We start from the raw sequence: 16,351 nt of genomic DNA on the forward strand, positions 1-16,351 counted from the left end.
CTAAGTAAGACAAGGTAAAGAAATAACATGGGCAGCATGCATCCCGTACAGGTGATCGCGGTGACCGGCGGCAAAGGTGGCGTCGGGAAGACTAACGTGTCAGTGAACTTGTCCCTGGCTCTAGCTGAGCTCGGCCGGCGCGTCATGCTGCTGGATGCCGATCTGGGGCTGGCGAACGTTGACGTCCTGCTGGGGCTGACACCCAAACGTACTTTGGCCGATGTGATCGAAGGCCGGTGTGAGCTGCGCGACGTGCTGCTGCAAGGGCCCGGCGGTATCCGCATCGTCCCGGCCGCGTCCGGCACCCAGAGCATGGTTCATCTGAGCCCGGCCCAGCATGCCGGCCTGATCCAGGCCTTCAGCGACATCGGCGACAACCTCGACGTATTGGTGATCGACACCGCTGCGGGCATTGGTGACTCGGTAGTCAGTTTCGTGCGCGCAGCCCAGGAAGTCTTGCTGGTGGTGTGCGACGAACCAACCTCCATTACCGACGCCTACGCGCTGATCAAACTGCTGAACCGCGACTACGGCATGAATCGTTTCCGTGTCCTGGCCAACATGGCGCAGAGCCCGCAGGAGGGCCGCAACCTGTTCGCCAAGTTGACCAAGGTCACCGATCGTTTTCTTGACGTCGCCTTACAGTACGTCGGTGCGGTGCCTTACGACGAAAGCGTGCGCAAGGCCGTGCAGAAGCAGCGTGCCGTCTACGAAGCCTTTCCCCGTTCCAAGTGCGCTCTGGCATTCAAGGCCATTGCGCAGAAGGTCGATACCTGGCCGCTGCCGGCCAACCCGCGTGGGCATCTGGAATTTTTCGTCGAGCGCCTCGTGCAACAAACGGCAGGACCCGTCCTATGACAGCCAGTGGTTACAACCTCTACAAGAATTCGGCACGTGACGCGCAGTACGAACTAATCGAGCGTTACGCGCCACTGGTCAAACGCATTGCCTACCATTTGCTGGCGCGTTTGCCGGCCAGTGTCCAGGTTGAAGACCTGATCCAGGCCGGCATGATCGGCCTGCTTGAAGTATCAACCAAATACGACGCCAGCAAAGGCGCGAGTTTCGAGACGTACGCGGGCATTCGAATCCGCGGCGCGATGCTCGATGAAGTGCGCAAGGGGGACTGGGCGCCACGTTCGGTTCACCGCAATACCCGCATGGTCAGCGACGCGATTCGCTCGATTGAAGCTAAAACCGGCCGTGACGCTAAAGATCACGAAGTTGCGGCCGAACTCCAATTGAGTCTCGACGATTATTACGGGATTTTGAACGACACTCTCGGCAGCCGGTTATTCAGTTTCGACGATCTGTTGCAGGACGGCGAACACGAAGGGCTGCATGAGGATGGCGCCAGTGCTCATCTCGAGCCGTCACGCGATCTGGAAGATGAACGCTTCCAGGCGGCGCTGGCGGACGCGATTGCCAATTTGCCGGAGCGTGAGCGACTGGTGTTGGCGCTGTACTACGACGAAGAGTTGAATCTCAAGGAAATCGGTGAGGTCCTGGGGGTCAGCGAATCGCGGGTCAGCCAGTTACACAGCCAGTGCGCGGCCCGTTTGCGGGGGCGTTTGGGGGAGTGGCGAGCGCGCTGAAGGCAGTGTGGGGACACTGCGAATGGAGCCGGTGTGGTGTTGAACCGCGCCGGTCTCGATCTGTTGTGCTCCAGACAGTCATTGAGTGCTTTGCCGGATTGATTGAAATGGCGCGTCCAGGTGCTGGACGCGTTTAAGACTGCTTGGAGGTCGAATTGAACAAGAACATGAAAATCCTCATCGTTGATGACTTCTCAACGATGCGGCGGATCATAAAAAACCTGTTGCGTGACCTTGGGTTCACCAACACGGTCGAGGCTGACGATGGCATCACTGCCATTCCGGTTCTCAACAGCGGGGGCATCGACTTTCTGGTAACGGACTGGAACATGCCTGGCATGACCGGCATCGATCTGCTGCGTCACGTGCGCGCCGATGAAAAGCTCAAGCACCTGCCGGTGCTGATGGTGACCGCTGAAGCCAAGCGCGAGCAAATCATCGAAGCCGCTCAGGCGGGTGTGAACGGCTATGTGGTCAAGCCATTCACTGCTCAAGCGTTGAAAGACAAGATTGAAAAGATCTTCGAACGCATCGGTTGATGTGCAAAGCCAGTCCGTCACGGGGGAGCTATGGAGCAAAACGAATCTTCACAGGGCGATTTCGAATCGACCCTGAAAAAACACGCGGTCGAACTGGTCGAAAGCCTTGAAAAAGGCAGGTTCGGCGACGCTGTGCAACTGATCCATGAGCTCAACCAGACCCGTGACCGCGGCCTGTATCAGGAAGTGGGCAAGCTCACCCGCGAGCTGCATAGCGCGATCGTCAATTTCCAGATTGACCCGCACATGCCGCAAGCCGAGGAAGTGTCTCAGATCACCGATGCCACTGAGCGCCTGGGTTATGTGGTCAAGCTGACCGAGGCTGCGGCCAACCGCACCATGGACCTGGTGGAAAACGCCACGCCGCTGATCAACGGCCTGAGCGATGAAGCTCAGGCGCTGAGCACGGATTGGGGACGGTTCATGCGTCGCGAAGTCGGGGCTGAAGAGTTCCGTGAACTGGCCCGGCGGGTTGACGGTTTCCTGACACGCAGCAGCGAAGACAACCGTGTCGTGTCGAGCAACCTCAACGACATTCTGCTGGCCCAGGATTACCAGGACCTCACCGGTCAGGTGATCAAACGCGTGACCCAGTTGGTCACCGAAGTTGAAAGCAATCTGCTCAAGCTCGTGCTCATGGCCAGTCAGGTCGACCGCTTTGCGGGTATCGAACATGACCATGAAGCGATGCTGGCTGAAAAAGATCCACAAAAACATCTCTCGCAGGGTGAAGGTCCGCAGATTCATGCCGATAAAAGAGAAGACGTTGTGTCCGGTCAGGACGATGTGGACGATTTGTTATCCAGCCTAGGATTTTAGAGTTTTAGCATTTTAGGTTTTTTAGGTTTTTAGACCTCAGGAGCACCCCCTTAATGAGCTTCGGCGCCGATGAAGAGATCCTTCAGGATTTCCTGGTTGAGGCCGGCGAGATTCTAGAGCAACTGTCCGAACAGCTGGTCGAGCTTGAAAGCCGACCGGATGATGCGGATTTGCTCAATGCAATTTTTCGCGGTTTTCACACTGTAAAAGGGGGCGCCGGCTTCCTCCAGCTCAATGAGCTGGTGGAGTGCTGTCACATCGCCGAGAACGTGTTCGACATCCTGCGCAAGGGTGAACGACGCGTCGACTCGGAACTGATGGACGTGGTTCTCGAGGCACTGGACGCGGTGAACGGAATGTTCAGCGAAGTCCGCGAACGCAGCCCGATCACGGCTGCCACGCCTGAATTGCTGGCTGCTCTGGCCCGCCTGGCCGAGCCGCAAACCGGCGATGAAGCGGCACCTGTCGCTGAGGTGGTGCAAGAGCCGGCCGCTGAAAGTGAATCCGGCGACATTACCGATAACGAATTCGAACAACTGCTGGACTCGCTGAATGCCGTCAAGGCTCAGGCCGAGGCACCTGTGGTTGCTCCGCCTGCCGCCGATACGGCGACCAGCGACGAAATCACCGATGCCGAGTTCGAATCGTTGCTCGATCAATTGCACGGCAAAGGCCAGTTCGCCGCCGATGCAGTGGTCGCGGCGCCCGCCGCACCGGCTGCCCCGAAAGGGGCAGGCGACAGCTCCGACATCACCGATGACGAGTTCGAAACACTGCTCGATCAGTTGCACGGCAAAGGCAACTTTGCGGTCGATGCGCTGGAATCGGCGATTGCTTCGGCCCCGGCCCCGGCTGCGCCAACCGCTAAAGCGGCCGGCGGTGATCTGATCTCCGATCATGAGTTCGAATCGCTGCTCGACGAATTGCACGGTAAAGGCAAGTTCACTGAAGTGGGCACCGGTTCTGCTGCTTCGGCGGTAGCAACCCCAGTGGTCAAGGCTGCGGCGCCGGCACCTGTCGCCAAAGCGCCTGAGCCAAAAGCCCAAGCGCCCAAGCCTGCTGCCGCTGCTGCACCGGCTCCTGCTCGTGCCCCGGCTGCGCCGCCACCGGAAAAACCGGCCAGCGAAGCCGAGACCACCGTGCGGGTCGATACCGCGCGTCTCGACGAAATCATGAACATGGTCGGCGAGTTGGTACTGGTGCGTAACCGCTTGGTCCGTCTGGGCCTCAACAGCGGCGACGAAGCCATGTCCAAGGCCGTGTCGAACCTCGACGTGGTCACGGCCGACCTGCAAACCGCGGTCATGAAGACCCGGATGCAGCCGATCAAGAAAGTTTTCGGGCGCTTCCCGCGTCTGGTTCGCGACCTGGCTCGCCAGCTCAAGAAAGAGATCAACCTGGAGCTGGTCGGCGAAGAAACCGACCTCGACAAGAACCTCGTCGAGGCCCTGGCCGACCCGCTGGTCCACTTGGTGCGCAACTCGGTCGACCACGGTATTGAAGAGCCGGCTGAGCGCGAAGCGTTGGGCAAACCTCGCAGCGGCAAGGTGATCCTGTCCGCTGAACAGGAAGGCGACCACATCCTGCTGTCCATCTCCGATGATGGCAAAGGCATGGACGCTGATGTTCTGCGCGGTATCGCCGTGAAAAAAGGCCTGATGGACAAGGATGCGGCGGACCGTCTCAGCGAGTCGGATTGCTTCAACCTGATCTTCGCTCCGGGTTTCTCGACCAAGACCGAAATTTCCGACGTCTCCGGGCGCGGCGTGGGCATGGACGTGGTGAAAACCAAGATCGCCCAGCTCAACGGCACCATCAATATCTACTCGACCAAGGGCAAGGGCTCGAAGATCGTCATCAAGGTCCCGTTGACCCTGGCGATCATGCCGACGCTGATGGTCATGCTCGGCAACCAGGCGTTCGCGTTCCCGCTGGTGAACGTCAACGAGATCTTCCACCTCGACCTGTCGCGCACCAACGTGGTGGACGGCCAGGAAGTGGTGATCGTGCGGGACAAGGCACTGCCTCTGTTCTACCTCAAGCGCTGGCTGGTCAGCTCCGCCGCTCACGAAGAGCAGCGCGAAGGCCATGTGGTGATCCTATCGGTGGGCACTCAGCGGATCGGCTTCGTCGTCGACCAGTTGGTGGGCCAGGAAGAAGTGGTCATCAAGCCATTGGGCAAAATGCTCCAGGGAACCCCGGGCATGTCCGGCGCCACCATCACTGGTGACGGCCGCATTGCACTGATTCTCGATGTGCCGAGCATGCTCAAGCGTTACGCCGCACGGCGTATTTGATTCTGGGGGAGCGGGGCGACTGAGCCTCGCCCCGTCTAACGGAGTGTTTATGGCAGTCAAAGTCCTGGTGGTGGACGATTCGGGGTTTTTCCGCCGCCGCGTCTCGGAAATTCTTTCAGCGGATTCGAATATCCAGGTCGTCGGTACGGCGACCAATGGCAAAGAGGCGATCGATCAGGCACTGGCCCTCAAGCCTGACGTGATCACCATGGACTACGAGATGCCGATGATGGATGGCATCACGGCAGTGCGGCACATCATGCAGCGCTGCCCGACCCCGGTGTTGATGTTCTCCTCGCTGACTCATGAAGGCGCGCGGGTGACCCTCGATGCGCTGGACGCCGGTGCGGTGGACTTCCTGCCGAAGAATTTCGAAGACATCTCGCGTAACCCGGAGAAGGTCAAGCAACTGCTGTGCGAGAAGATTCTCAGCATCTCGCGCAGTAACCGTCGTGTCAGCGCCTACAGTGCCCCGGCTCCGGCAGCTGCGCCAGCACCGACGCCTGCGCCTTCGAGCGTCAGCAGCTACGGCAGCAGCGCGCCTGCGCGTCCGGCACCGGCCCCGATTCCGGCTCGCAGCCATGCAGCGACGCCGTCGTCTCCAGCGCCCAAACGCAAAGCCTACAAACTGGTCGCCATCGGTACCTCCACCGGCGGTCCGGTTGCCCTGCAACGGGTGCTGACACAGTTGCCGGCCAACTTCCCGGCACCGATCGTGTTGATCCAGCACATGCCGGCAGCCTTCACCAAGGCCTTCGCCGAGCGTCTGGACAAGCTGTGCCGCATCAGCGTCAAGGAAGCCGAGGATGGCGACATCCTGCGTCCGGGCCTGGCGCTACTGGCACCGGGTGGCAAGCAAATGATGATCGACGGCCGTGGCGCGGTGAAAATCCTGCCGGGCGACGAGCGTCTGAACTACAAGCCGTGCGTGGACATCACTTTCGGTTCCGCGGCCAAATCCTACGGCGACAAAGTTCTGGCGGTGGTACTGACCGGCATGGGCGCCGACGGTCGCGAAGGTGCGCGTCTGCTCAAGCAGGGCGGCAGTGCGATCTGGGCTCAGGATGAAGCCAGTTGCGTGATCTACGGCATGCCGATGGCTATCGTCAAAGCCGAACTCGCGGACGCGGTGTACAGCCTGGACGATATCGGCCGACACCTGGTCGAGGCGTGTCTCTGATGGATGTACTCAGCCTTATCGGGATCATCATGGCGTTCGTCGCCATCATTGGCGGCAACTACCTTGAAGGCGGTCACCTCGGCGCGCTGGCCAACGGCCCGGCAGCGTTGATCGTACTCGGCGGGACCATCGGCGCAGCGCTGCTGCAATCGCCGATGAGCGCCTTCAAGCGCGCCATGCAGATTCTCGCCTGGATCCTGTTTCCACCTCGCGTGGACCTGGCTGGCGGCATCGATCGCGTCGTGAACTGGAGCCTGACCGCCCGCAAGGAAGGTTTGCTCGGTCTGGAAGGGGTGGCCGACGCCGAACCCGACAGCTACTCGCGCAAAGGCCTGCAATTGTTGGTGGACGGCGCCGAGCCGGAAGCGATTCGCAGCATTCTGGAAGTGGATTTCTACACCCAGGAAAGCCGTGACATCGAAGCCGCCAAAGTCTTTGAAAGCATGGGCGGCTACGCGCCGACCATCGGCATCATCGGTGCGGTGATGGGCCTGATCCACGTCATGGGTAACCTGGGCGATCCGTCGCAACTGGGCAGCGGCATTGCCGTCGCTTTTGTCGCCACCATTTATGGCGTGGCCAGTGCCAACCTGATGTTGCTGCCGATTGCCGCCAAGCTCAAATCCATCGCGTTGCGGCAGTCGCGTTATCGCGAGATGTTGCTGGAAGGGATTCTGTCGATCGCCGAAGGTGAAAATCCTCGCTCCATTGAGTTGAAGCTTCAGGGCTTCATGGATTAAGGGAATAACCTCATGGCTCGTCGTCGGCAACCTGAAGAACACGTCAATCACGAACGCTGGCTGGTTTCCTACGCCGACTTCATTACGTTGCTGTTCGCTTTCTTCGTGGTGATGTACTCGATCTCTTCGATCAACGAAGGCAAGTACAAGATCATTTCCGAGGCGTTGATCGGGGTATTTACCGATTCCGATCGCGCCCTCAAGCCGATTCCTATCGGCGAAGAGCGACCGAAGACCGTGACCCCGGCCAAGCCGCTGGTCAAGGACAGCGAACAGATCGACGCCGGCATCGCCCAGGCCGCCAAGGATCCGCTCAAAAGCATTGCCGATGATATCAGCGCGGCGTTCGGCGACCTGATCAGCTCCAACCAGATGACCGTGCGCGGCAATGAGTTGTGGGTCGAGATCGAACTCAATTCCAGCCTGTTGTTCGGCAGCGGCGACGCCATGCCCAGCGACATTGCATTCAACATCATCGACAAGATTTCCGCGATCCTCAGGCCGTTCGACAACCCGATCCACGTCGAAGGCTTTACCGATGATCAGCCGATTCGCACCGCGCAATACCCGACCAACTGGGAGCTGTCCTCGGCCCGTTCGGCAAGCATCGTGCGCATGCTGGCGATGCAGGGTGTGAATCCCGGTCGTCTGGCGTCGGTGGGTTACGGCGAGTTCCAGCCGGTGGCCAATAACGCCACCGCCGAAGGTCGGGCGCGTAACCGTCGAGTGGTGTTGGTGGTGTCGCGAAATCTCGATGTACGCCGCAGTCTCACCGGCACCGGAACCGCCAATGCGAAACCGGATGCCGCGTTGAAGCGGGCTGGCACACAAACTGCACCTACCCCGGTCAAGTCGCCGGGACGAGAGAGCGCCGTCAATTCTCCGTCACCCGCATTAATACGTTGAGCTATTTCTCGGTCGACCTTTTCGACCGGGAGGAACAATCCGAATGAGAGTCTGGGCAGTCGCCAATCAAAAGGGTGGTGTCGGTAAAACCACTTCCTCCATCGCTTTAGCCGGTTTGCTGGCTGAGGCGGGCAAGCGCGTGGTTGTGGTCGATCTCGACCCCCACGGCTCCATGACCAGCTACTTCGGTTACGATCCCGACAGCCTGGAACACAGCAGCTACGACCTGTTTCTGCACAAGGGCAGCGTGCCGCAAGGCTTGCCCGGTCAGTTGCTGATGCCCACCAGTGACGAACGCATTTCCCTGTTGCCATCGAGCACCGCGCTGGCAACCCTCGAGCGCCAGTCGCCGGGCCAGAGTGGTTTGGGCCTGGTGATCGCCAAGAGCCTGGCGCAGTTGTGGCAGGACTTCGATTACGCGGTGATCGACAGCCCGCCATTGCTCGGTGTGCTGATGGTCAATGCCTTGGCGGCCAGCCAGCAGTTGGTGATCCCGGTGCAGACCGAGCATCTGGCGGTCAAAGGCCTGGAACGCATGGTCAACACCCTGGCGATGATCAACCGCTCGCGCAAACAGGCGCTGCCGTTCAGCATTGTGCCGACCCTGTTCGACCGCCGCACCCAGGCTTCCCTCGGCACCCTTCGCGTGCTGCGCGACAAGTACCCGGAAGAAATCTGGCAAGGCTACATCCCGATCGACACCCGCTTGCGTGACGCGAGCCGGGCAGGGCTGACGCCTTCGCAATTCGATGGCAAGAGCCGTGGCGTTCTCGCTTACCGTGCACTGCTCAAGCATTTGCTGGCGGCACAACTTGTTCCGCAGGTGGCTTGAGATGAACTCAATCCCTGTAGGAGTTGCCGCAGGCTGCGATCTTTTGATCTTGCTTTGTGACATCTTCGAATCCGCCAAAAGATCGTCCGAACGCGGCACCGAACCTTCGGCAGCTCCTACGATGGTGTGCGCATGACTCGGCCGGTGAAAATCACCTCGCGTCCGCAACTGGCCCTCCAGTCCTATCTGGACGCCTTGCTGCAGGACGCGACCGCAGAGTTGCCGCCAGAGATCGAGGCGCTGCCCGAGGTTGTCGAGGTTGAAGCTGCGCTGGATGAGTTCCAGGCTGCCGTGCTTGAAGAACAGGCTCGCGATGCGCAAAAACCGGCCGTGGCCGCTGCACCCATCGTTGCGCCAGTGGTGAAAGCACCGGTGGTCGTGATCGAAGCGCCGGCACCGATTCTGGCGTCCGTGTCGACGATTGCACCACTGCTGCAAGCGTTGGTGCCGCCGTTGGTTGAAGTTCATCTGCCACCCAGCAACACGCCGCCACCGGTGGAAACCGATGGTCGTCCGGCATGGGCTGCCGAGCCGTTCGAATGCCTGTTGTTCGACGTCGCCGGGTTGACCCTGGCGGTGCCACTGGTGTGCCTGGGCTCGATTTATTCCCTGGCCGGTCACGAGTTGACGCCGTTGTTCGGTCAGCCGGAATGGTTCCTCGGGATCCTGCCGAGCCAGGCCGGCAACCTGAAAGTGCTGGATACCGCGCGCTGGGTCATGCCAGATCGTTATCGCGATGATTTCCGCCAGGGCCTGCAATACGTAATTTCGGTTCAGGGCTACGAGTGGGGGCTGGCGGTGCATCAGGTCAGCCGCTCGTTGCGTCTGGACCCGAACGAAATCAAATGGAGAAGTCACCGGGGTCAGCGGCCATGGCTCGCCGGCACGGTGATTGAACACATGTGTGCCTTGCTCGACGTTTCCGCACTGGCCGAGTTGATCGCCAGCGGTGGGGCGAAGCACATGGGCGGCAGCAAGCCGCTACACAAATCGACATAACAGCCGACATAACAAGTAGGCGACGGCATTGTTGAATGCCTCCACACAGAACACACACCGACAAGAGCGGTTTTTCGAGGGGTCAGGTATGAGCAGTCAAGCGACGAATGCAAAAGGTTCTGAAGATCCGATCCTGCAATGGGTAACCTTCAAGCTGGACAATGAAACCTACGGCATCAACGTGATGCGCGTTCAGGAAGTCCTGCGCTACACCGAAATCGCCCCGGTCCCGGGTGCTCCGAGCTACGTGCTGGGCATCATCAACCTGCGCGGTAACGTGGTCACCGTGATCGACACCCGTCAGCGCTTCGGCCTGATGAATGCCGAGATCAGCGACAACACCCGTATCGTCATCATCGAAGCCGACAAGCAAGTGGTCGGGATCATGGTCGACAGCGTGGCTGAAGTGGTTTACCTGCGTCAGTCGGAAATCGAGACCGCGCCGAACGTCGGTAACGAAGAGTCCGCCAAGTTCATTCAGGGCGTATGCAACAAGAACAACGAACTGCTGATCCTGGTCGAGCTGGACAAGATGATGAGCGAAGAAGAATGGTCGGAACTGGAGAGTATCTGATTGATTCTTGAGGTAGCTGTCATTGTCCTGTTCCTCTTCTGGGCAGGCACGCTGGCGATGTTCCTGGCGTACATCCGCGCTCAGCGGCAGATCGCCGCGCAACAGGCCCAGGGCGATGCGTTGCGCGATCAGCGCATCAAGGACCTGGCCAAACGCGTCGACGACTACCAGAACGGCAACGTGCGCATGGGTGAAGACCTGCACGAACTGCGTGCCGTCGTCGGCCCGTTGCCGGACAAACTGGCTCAGCTGGAACAGCGTGATCCGTCGAGCCTTTCATTCGCTCAGGCAGCGCGCCTGGTGGGGATGGGGGCCAGCGTCGATGAACTGACTCAGTCTTGCGGGTTGACCCAGGCTGAGGCGGAGTTGATGAGCAAGTTGCACAGAAACTAAAAAGATCAAAAGATCGCAGCCTTCCAGACTGTGTGAAAACGCAGTAATAGCGGCCCCAAGCAAACGCCCCGACTTGTTCGGGGCGTTTGCTTTTGTGCGGGAAGCAGACGAAAAAAGGCTTTTCAGCCCATTAATTTTGCGTGCTCCAAGCACATTAATCACCCTTTTCAGGTTGTAGGCGTTTATCGCCAGAGCCATTTCCGCTCTCGCACCTTCCAGCTGTCGTAGCAGGAAGCGGCCGTTGCCGAACAGCCATTGTTTGAGGTTGCCGAAGGGACGTTCAACGATGGATCTTCGGCTAACCATCATCTCTGGGATGTGCCAGCATCCGTTGCTCCATTCGCTCAACGGCGCCTTCGTTCACATGCCGCGAGACATATCGACGAGGCGCATCGGTGCACTGCGCTTTTAAGGCACAGGAGGTGCAATCCTTGATGGCCTGGTACTCACGATTGCCGTTGTGCAATTGCTTGAATGTCAGTAATTGGCCGGCGGGGCATTGGTAATGGTCGTGCTCTACGTCGTAAACAAAGTCGTTTCGGTCGAAAAACTCCTTACCTTTGCCGGTCTTCAAGTCGCGCCAGCGCTGTTTTGATCGCGCTGCGATCAACCGTTTCACCGGCCTCATCCAGTTGCACCAGATATTGGGCGATGCGCTTCTCCAACTTTTCCTTCTGGCGTTTGAGCTGTTTGAGATTCAGATGTCGTCGTGCAGACGCGGCCGCCTGAAATTTACTGCCATCGATGGCACCAGGTCGCCCGCAATCAAACCAACCGCGCGGCAGAATTGGACAAAGGCCCGGCATGTGGCAATGAACGCGGCTTTGTTGTCCCTGCGAAAGTCGGCAATGGTTTTGAAGTCGGGCTTGAGTCGATTGATCAGCCACATGACTTCGACGTTGCGTTGGCACTCGGCCTCAAGTCGGCGCGAGGAGCGAATCCGCGGGAAATAGCCGTAGAGGTACAGTTTGAGCAAGTCGACAGGATCGTAAGAGGGACGTCCTGTGCCTTAGGGAATCGCTTTATCGAAGCTCAATTGCACAAGATCCAGTCCAGCAACATAGGCGTCAATCACGCGAACGAGATGATCTTTAGGTATTAAATTTTCCAGAGAAACCGGGAATAGGCTGATCTGGTTTCGTGGTTCACCTTGGATATACGCCACAGCAAAAATGCCCCGTATCTTTCAATACGGAGCATTTTCTTGAATCGCTGCGCAAATGGCTAGGTTTTCACACAGTCTGGAAGGCTGCGATATTTTTGCATTTGGACGCAATAAAATCTGCCCCCCCCCCCCCCCCCCTTTGACAAATATATTACGACTCGTCCGACAAGTAATTTAGATAGCCGTCTGTCAGGACTGTTATTTATGACAGTGGAAGTGATCATTAGGGGGGGGTAGGCTTGAAGTGAGTTTATATTTCAAGTGAGATCGCTAAAATGAGAACTTTGTTTCTTCTGTTGATGTGTTGTGCCACACAAATTCATGCCATGTCTGGACAGGCCCTGGTCACCGATTTAAATGCCAAGTACACCAGTAACGTTGCACAATGTTCGAATGGTATGCCGGCTTATTATTGTTCCGGTGTATTGCTTCGGGGCGTTGATTACAGCACCGCTTTCAAGTTTTGGGATTACGGTTCGGCCGCTACGGAACTGGGCTCGGTGGCGTTTACGTATATACGCTCCGATGTTCGAAGTACGACGCTGAATAGCAACAGAAAAAGTGGTTTTATATTAAAAGACCAAACCACCGCGTTGGCCGAAGGCAAAGCCCTTCACCTGAGATGCATTTATCCTTTTCCAACAGAGTCGCTGGATGTACGTGCGGACCATGGATGTGGTTTTGCACCAAAATATGCGCAACTGAATACTGATCTTGCTAACTGCGCTAAGCTGGCAGTTCCCGCCACAACAGCGGCAGCGTGGTTGAAAAACTTCAAAGAACACAGTTCGTTGCCGAAGAACCAATGTTCACTGAGTACGGTTGTGGCTGCGCAGTTCAAGGCCAGCCTGGAGGCGCATAGTCTCGTGAGCGCGGTCTGGGCGACTAAACCGATGGAAGTGCTGGTTCAAACTTGGAATGAGAACAAGCCTGAAAAATTACCCATTGAGGCGGTCTTCTACGAGGCGTCGACACCGGCCAAACTGGCGGATGCGCAGAAGTTTCAACGTGAGTATTACTTGGCGACGTCGCTGTATGTTCCTATCGTAAAGTTGAATTTGGCAGCAGCAGATAAAAGCGTTTTTTCCTTCGCGATGTCAGATCAAGTATATGGGCAGGCGGCGGCTGATCGATTAAATTCAAAATATGCGAATGTAACGAATGATTGTAATGGACGTGCAGCGTACTATTGCAGTGGTGTGATTCTTCGAGTGACCGGGACCAAGCCGGGGTATCACGCTTGGGACCCTAGTCCTGGTTCAATAGCATCGGGTGGTGTGTCGTTCTCATATATTCGTCAGGACTTGGGTATCGAGATTCTGGTCTGGTCTGAAATTCAGGGGTTTATATTTAAAGATGTCGATACTGCTGAACGATTGGGTTCGCATGATATTCCTGTCTTGTGTTCATTTCCATCCGATGCCGCCAGTGGATTACGGCCGACAAAGGCAGGTTGCGGCCCAAGTAAGAATTTTCCAGCCACGAGTCGTACTTGTTCGGAGGAAGGTGTTAACACTCTAGAACAATGGAAGAGACATTATCGATCTGTGGGCGGTTCAGGTTATTTTTCTGACAGGAATCTGCATCAGTGTTCTTTTTCGGCCGGCAAAGATCAGTTTGCAATTAGCTTGCTGGCTCGAAACAGTTTTGAGAGGCCTGCTGAAGAACGGCCTTTCCACAATGAGCTTCTATTGAAGACTTGGCCGCAAGGCATTCCCAAGAAATTGCCAATTGCCGCATTTTTCTATTTGCACACACAAACGTTGGCAGTGGGTCTGGAGGGAGCTAAATACGCTCAGCAGGACTATTTCAATGTGACAGGTGATGTGCTGCCAGTCATGCGGGTTACGTTGGTTGATGGTGCTCCGAGAGCTTTTAGTTTTCATGAAGGTGAGCAATCTGAAGTCTGGAAATGATCATTAAGTGTTTGCGAGGGGGGGGCTTTGATTTTTATTTTTGATATGTTGTATTGCAAAGGCTGATGCGATGTCCGGACAAGCGCTGGTCACCGATTTGAACTCCAAGTACACCAGTAACGTTGCACGATGTTCGAATGGTATGCCGGCTTGTTATTGTTGCGGTGTATTGCTTCGGGTTGTTAATTGCAGCGCCATTTTAAAATTAATGGATTACGGTTCGGCCGCTACAGAACTGGGCTCGGTGGCGTTCACGTATATACGGTCCGATGTTGGAAGTACGACGCTGAATAGCAACAGGAAAAGTGGCTTTATATTAAAGGACCAAACCACCGCGTTGGCCGAAGGCAAAGCCCTTCACCTCAGATGTATTGATCATTTTTCAACAGAGTCGCTGGATGTACGTGCGGACCATGAATGTAGTTTTGCACTAACAGATGCGCAACGGAATGCTGATTTTTCTAACTGTGCCAAGCTGGCAGTTCCCGCCACAACAGCGGCGGCGTAGCTAAAAACTTCACAGAGCAAAGTTCGTTGCAGAAGAACCAATGTTCACTGAGTGTGGTTGTGGTCGCGAAGTTCAAGGTCAGTCTTGAAGCGCATAAACTTGTTGGCGCTGCCTGGGCGGCCAAGCCTACTGAGGTATTGATACAGACCAAGGATGAAAGTAAACCGGAGAAGTTGCTTATGGCCGCAGTATTCTATGAGACGTCGGCGCCGGCCAAGTGGGCGGATCCGCAAAAGTTTCAACGAGAATACTATCTGGAAATGTCTTTGTATGTTCCCGTCGTGAAAATAGATATCGCTGCAACGAACAAGAAAATGTTCAGTTTTGATGCGAAGAATCAGAAGTATGGTCAGTTGGTCGCCGAGAGGCTGAATGGGCGATACTACAATGTCTCAAATAACTGTAGCGGAAAGACCGTTTACTTTTGCAGTGGTGTGATGTTGCGTACCACTGGTGCGAAACCGGCGTACCACTCCTGGAATTCCAGCCCTACCGCAATCAACAAGCAGGATGTTCCATTTTCTTGTTTGCGTAAAGATTTTGGAATAACCACCTTGGTGTGGGGCGATCTTCATGGATTCATTTTTAAAGACTTCGAAACCGCTCAGCGACTGGGCACCTACCCAATAAGTCTACTCTGTTCAGTTCCCACGGATGCAGAGAGCTGGGAGCGGGCCGGGGCAGGTGGGTGTGGAGCTCGCAGTTCTTACCCTTCCAATAGTTGTTTCTGTCCCCAGGAAGGCGTAGATACGCTGGCCAAATGGATAGTGCATCATCGGGCCGTTACTGGTTCAGGTTATTGGTCGAATAAAAATAAGCACCAATGTGGATTTGCATCCACTGCCTAGAAGTTCGCTTTAAGTCTTACGGTGCGAGCGAGCCTTGAGTCTCTAGAAGAGCGCGTACATTATAACGAAATAATTATTTCGCTTTGGCCGAAAGATGCTCAAAGCTAACTACCGCTTTACGCGTTTTTTTCTATTTTCAGCATCAAATCGGTGGTGCAGGGGTTGTGGGAGCGAAGTACATACGGCAGGACTATTTCAATGTTACAGGTGATCTCCTGCTTGTTATCAGAGCGGATTTGACTCCAGGGGGGCTTCACGAGAGTGATAAAATTGTAACGCTGTGATCGCGACGACTGATTAAAATATTGGCAAGTTAAAGGTACAGTGTGCAGTCGGTCTGCACCCTGTACCTTTTTGTGGGTGACAGGAATATTCAAAGAGTGACGCGTAGCAAACGAGAAAACATCAGATTGTCATCCGAGCCTGATTGGTGAACGCTATAGTTGACCAGCACGGTTTTCTCAGCGTTCTCTGTTACCCAGTTTGTGGGAATGTCAAACGGTATCGATGAGCTGTTCTGGATTGGTCGAATTTCTGTATCACGTACAATCACGCCGTGCCATCTGACTCTAACGGTGTAGCCTGGAGTCATATTCAGAAACTTGACAGTCGCGGTTTTCCTGTCGGCGGAAAGCCTGGGTTCACTCAGATCAAACAATTGCGCATCAACATGCAGTGACAGCGTTTTGGAAATGAGGAGTGGCGCGTCAGGTGTAAGGCGAATACTGTAGTTTACTGCTACGATGCCGCCAATGGAGTCGATCACTTCGAGGCGTGGAACCTTGAAGTTCAACGGCCCTGGGGTGCCAACGGTTAGTGTTTCGCTATCATATACATGGCGACTACTTGCGTAGCGGGCCCGAAGTGTATGTTTCTTCGCCATGTCGGTGTAGTTTGCCTGAATAGTGATGTGTGTATTGTTATACACGTCATTGAAGTTTAAACGGTTTCTTCCGGTGCCATAGGCCTCGAGTACCTTTGGAGCAATCAGATCCAGTGTGTCCAGTTTGGTGTTCATATTTTAAATCTCATTTGAAACG

At 56.1% G+C, this 16,351-nt stretch carries 16 protein-coding genes and 1 pseudogene; 15 read left to right on the top strand and 2 right to left on the bottom strand.

Annotation, left to right across the window (positions count from 1 at the left end):
- Positions 1-27 precede the first annotated feature (27 nt).
- From fleN to ACZ3HH_RS24825, 12 genes are all read left to right on the top strand, one after another.
- The gene (gene fleN / locus ACZ3HH_RS24770; protein WP_003222917.1) at positions 28-858 is read left to right on the top strand and encodes a flagellar synthesis regulator FleN; all 831 of its coding nucleotides are present in this window, start codon (positions 28-30) and stop codon (positions 856-858) included.
- Positions 855-1,595: an RNA polymerase sigma factor FliA gene (fliA, locus tag ACZ3HH_RS24775; RefSeq protein ID WP_095080132.1), complete on the top strand. Its 741-nt coding sequence runs from the start codon at positions 855-857 to the stop codon at positions 1,593-1,595. Before fleN ends, fliA begins: the two co-directional genes overlap by 4 nt.
- Positions 1,596-1,762: 167 nt before the next feature.
- The gene (locus tag ACZ3HH_RS24780; RefSeq protein WP_367374740.1) at positions 1,763-2,134 is read left to right on the top strand and encodes a chemotaxis response regulator CheY; all 372 of its coding nucleotides are present in this window, start codon (positions 1,763-1,765) and stop codon (positions 2,132-2,134) included.
- Positions 2,135-2,164: 30 nt separating this feature from the next.
- Complete coding sequence (locus tag ACZ3HH_RS24785) at positions 2,165-2,953, top strand: protein phosphatase CheZ (protein WP_465808580.1); 789 nt, start codon at positions 2,165-2,167, stop codon at positions 2,951-2,953.
- A 53-nt stretch (positions 2,954-3,006) separates the two neighbouring features.
- Complete coding sequence (locus ACZ3HH_RS24790) at positions 3,007-5,250, top strand: chemotaxis protein CheA (RefSeq protein WP_465808582.1); 2,244 nt, start codon at positions 3,007-3,009, stop codon at positions 5,248-5,250.
- 49 nt (positions 5,251-5,299) lie between these two features.
- Positions 5,300-6,430: a protein-glutamate methylesterase/protein-glutamine glutaminase gene (locus ACZ3HH_RS24795; RefSeq protein WP_465808584.1), complete on the top strand. Its 1,131-nt coding sequence runs from the start codon at positions 5,300-5,302 to the stop codon at positions 6,428-6,430.
- Positions 6,430-7,170 carry a flagellar motor protein gene (locus ACZ3HH_RS24800; protein WP_030130561.1) on the top strand — a complete coding sequence of 247 codons (741 nt, stop codon included), beginning with the start codon at positions 6,430-6,432 and terminating at the stop codon, positions 7,168-7,170. Before ACZ3HH_RS24795 ends, ACZ3HH_RS24800 begins: the two co-directional genes overlap by 1 nt.
- 12 nt (positions 7,171-7,182) lie before the next feature.
- Positions 7,183-8,076 carry a flagellar motor protein MotD gene (motD, locus tag ACZ3HH_RS24805; RefSeq protein WP_465808587.1) on the top strand — a complete coding sequence of 298 codons (894 nt, stop codon included), beginning with the start codon at positions 7,183-7,185 and terminating at the stop codon, positions 8,074-8,076.
- Between the two features lie 43 nt (positions 8,077-8,119).
- A complete protein-coding gene (locus ACZ3HH_RS24810) occupies positions 8,120-8,908 on the top strand; it encodes a ParA family protein (RefSeq protein ID WP_030130563.1) in 789 nt (262 codons plus the stop codon).
- 132 nt (positions 8,909-9,040) lie between these two features.
- Positions 9,041-9,907, top strand: coding sequence for a CheW domain-containing protein (locus ACZ3HH_RS24815; RefSeq protein ID WP_465808589.1), 867 nt, complete (start codon positions 9,041-9,043; stop codon positions 9,905-9,907).
- Positions 9,908-9,995: 88 nt separating this feature from the next.
- Positions 9,996-10,481, top strand: a complete 486-nt coding sequence (locus ACZ3HH_RS24820; protein WP_008072653.1) for a chemotaxis protein CheW — start codon at positions 9,996-9,998, stop codon at positions 10,479-10,481.
- Complete coding sequence (locus tag ACZ3HH_RS24825; RefSeq protein ID WP_008014934.1) at positions 10,482-10,874, top strand: DUF2802 domain-containing protein; 393 nt, start codon at positions 10,482-10,484, stop codon at positions 10,872-10,874.
- Positions 10,875-10,991: 117 nt separating this feature from the next.
- On the opposite strand, the pseudogene ACZ3HH_RS24830 reads toward ACZ3HH_RS24825, so the two are convergent.
- Positions 10,992-12,039 (bottom strand): annotated as a pseudogene (locus tag ACZ3HH_RS24830) (transposase); the annotation flags it as partial.
- A gap of 275 nt (positions 12,040-12,314) precedes the next feature.
- Between ACZ3HH_RS24830 and ACZ3HH_RS24835 the strand changes: the two are divergent.
- From ACZ3HH_RS24835 to ACZ3HH_RS24845, 3 genes are all read left to right on the top strand, one after another.
- Positions 12,315-13,955 carry a hypothetical protein gene (locus ACZ3HH_RS24835; RefSeq protein WP_465808592.1) on the top strand — a complete coding sequence of 547 codons (1,641 nt, stop codon included), beginning with the start codon at positions 12,315-12,317 and terminating at the stop codon, positions 13,953-13,955.
- 70 nt (positions 13,956-14,025) lie between these two features.
- Positions 14,026-14,463, top strand: coding sequence for a hypothetical protein (locus tag ACZ3HH_RS24840; RefSeq protein WP_465808594.1), 438 nt, complete (start codon positions 14,026-14,028; stop codon positions 14,461-14,463).
- Between the two features lie 26 nt (positions 14,464-14,489).
- A complete protein-coding gene (locus ACZ3HH_RS24845) occupies positions 14,490-15,311 on the top strand; it encodes a hypothetical protein (protein WP_465808596.1) in 822 nt (273 codons plus the stop codon).
- Between the two features lie 373 nt (positions 15,312-15,684).
- On the opposite strand, the gene ACZ3HH_RS24850 is transcribed toward ACZ3HH_RS24845, so the two are convergent.
- Entirely contained in the window at positions 15,685-16,329 is a 645-nt protein-coding gene (locus tag ACZ3HH_RS24850) for a hypothetical protein (protein WP_465808597.1), read from the bottom strand.
- Positions 16,330-16,351 lie beyond the last annotated feature (22 nt).

Source organism: Pseudomonas sp. PME37.24/025 (genome assembly GCF_055556615.1).

What these genes read in the sequence shown, in the direction of transcription:
- fleN (WP_003222917.1), top strand. Translation starts at nt 28, where the DNA reads ATGGGCAGCATGCATCCCGTACAGGTGATCGCGGTGACCGGCGGCAAA.
- fliA (WP_095080132.1), top strand. Translation starts at nt 855, where the DNA reads ATGACAGCCAGTGGTTACAACCTCTACAAGAATTCGGCACGTGACGCG.
- ACZ3HH_RS24780 (WP_367374740.1), top strand. Translation starts at nt 1,763, where the DNA reads ATGAAAATCCTCATCGTTGATGACTTCTCAACGATGCGGCGGATCATA.
- ACZ3HH_RS24785 (WP_465808580.1), top strand. Translation starts at nt 2,165, where the DNA reads ATGGAGCAAAACGAATCTTCACAGGGCGATTTCGAATCGACCCTGAAA.
- ACZ3HH_RS24790 (WP_465808582.1), top strand. Translation starts at nt 3,007, where the DNA reads ATGAGCTTCGGCGCCGATGAAGAGATCCTTCAGGATTTCCTGGTTGAG.
- ACZ3HH_RS24795 (WP_465808584.1), top strand. Translation starts at nt 5,300, where the DNA reads ATGGCAGTCAAAGTCCTGGTGGTGGACGATTCGGGGTTTTTCCGCCGC.
- ACZ3HH_RS24800 (WP_030130561.1), top strand. Translation starts at nt 6,430, where the DNA reads ATGGATGTACTCAGCCTTATCGGGATCATCATGGCGTTCGTCGCCATC.
- motD (WP_465808587.1), top strand. Translation starts at nt 7,183, where the DNA reads ATGGCTCGTCGTCGGCAACCTGAAGAACACGTCAATCACGAACGCTGG.
- ACZ3HH_RS24810 (WP_030130563.1), top strand. Translation starts at nt 8,120, where the DNA reads ATGAGAGTCTGGGCAGTCGCCAATCAAAAGGGTGGTGTCGGTAAAACC.
- ACZ3HH_RS24815 (WP_465808589.1), top strand. Translation starts at nt 9,041, where the DNA reads ATGACTCGGCCGGTGAAAATCACCTCGCGTCCGCAACTGGCCCTCCAG.
- ACZ3HH_RS24820 (WP_008072653.1), top strand. Translation starts at nt 9,996, where the DNA reads ATGAGCAGTCAAGCGACGAATGCAAAAGGTTCTGAAGATCCGATCCTG.
- ACZ3HH_RS24835 (WP_465808592.1), top strand. Translation starts at nt 12,315, where the DNA reads ATGAGAACTTTGTTTCTTCTGTTGATGTGTTGTGCCACACAAATTCAT.
- ACZ3HH_RS24840 (WP_465808594.1), top strand. Translation starts at nt 14,026, where the DNA reads ATGTCCGGACAAGCGCTGGTCACCGATTTGAACTCCAAGTACACCAGT.
- ACZ3HH_RS24850 (WP_465808597.1), bottom strand. Translation starts at nt 16,329, where the DNA reads ATGAACACCAAACTGGACACACTGGATCTGATTGCTCCAAAGGTACTC.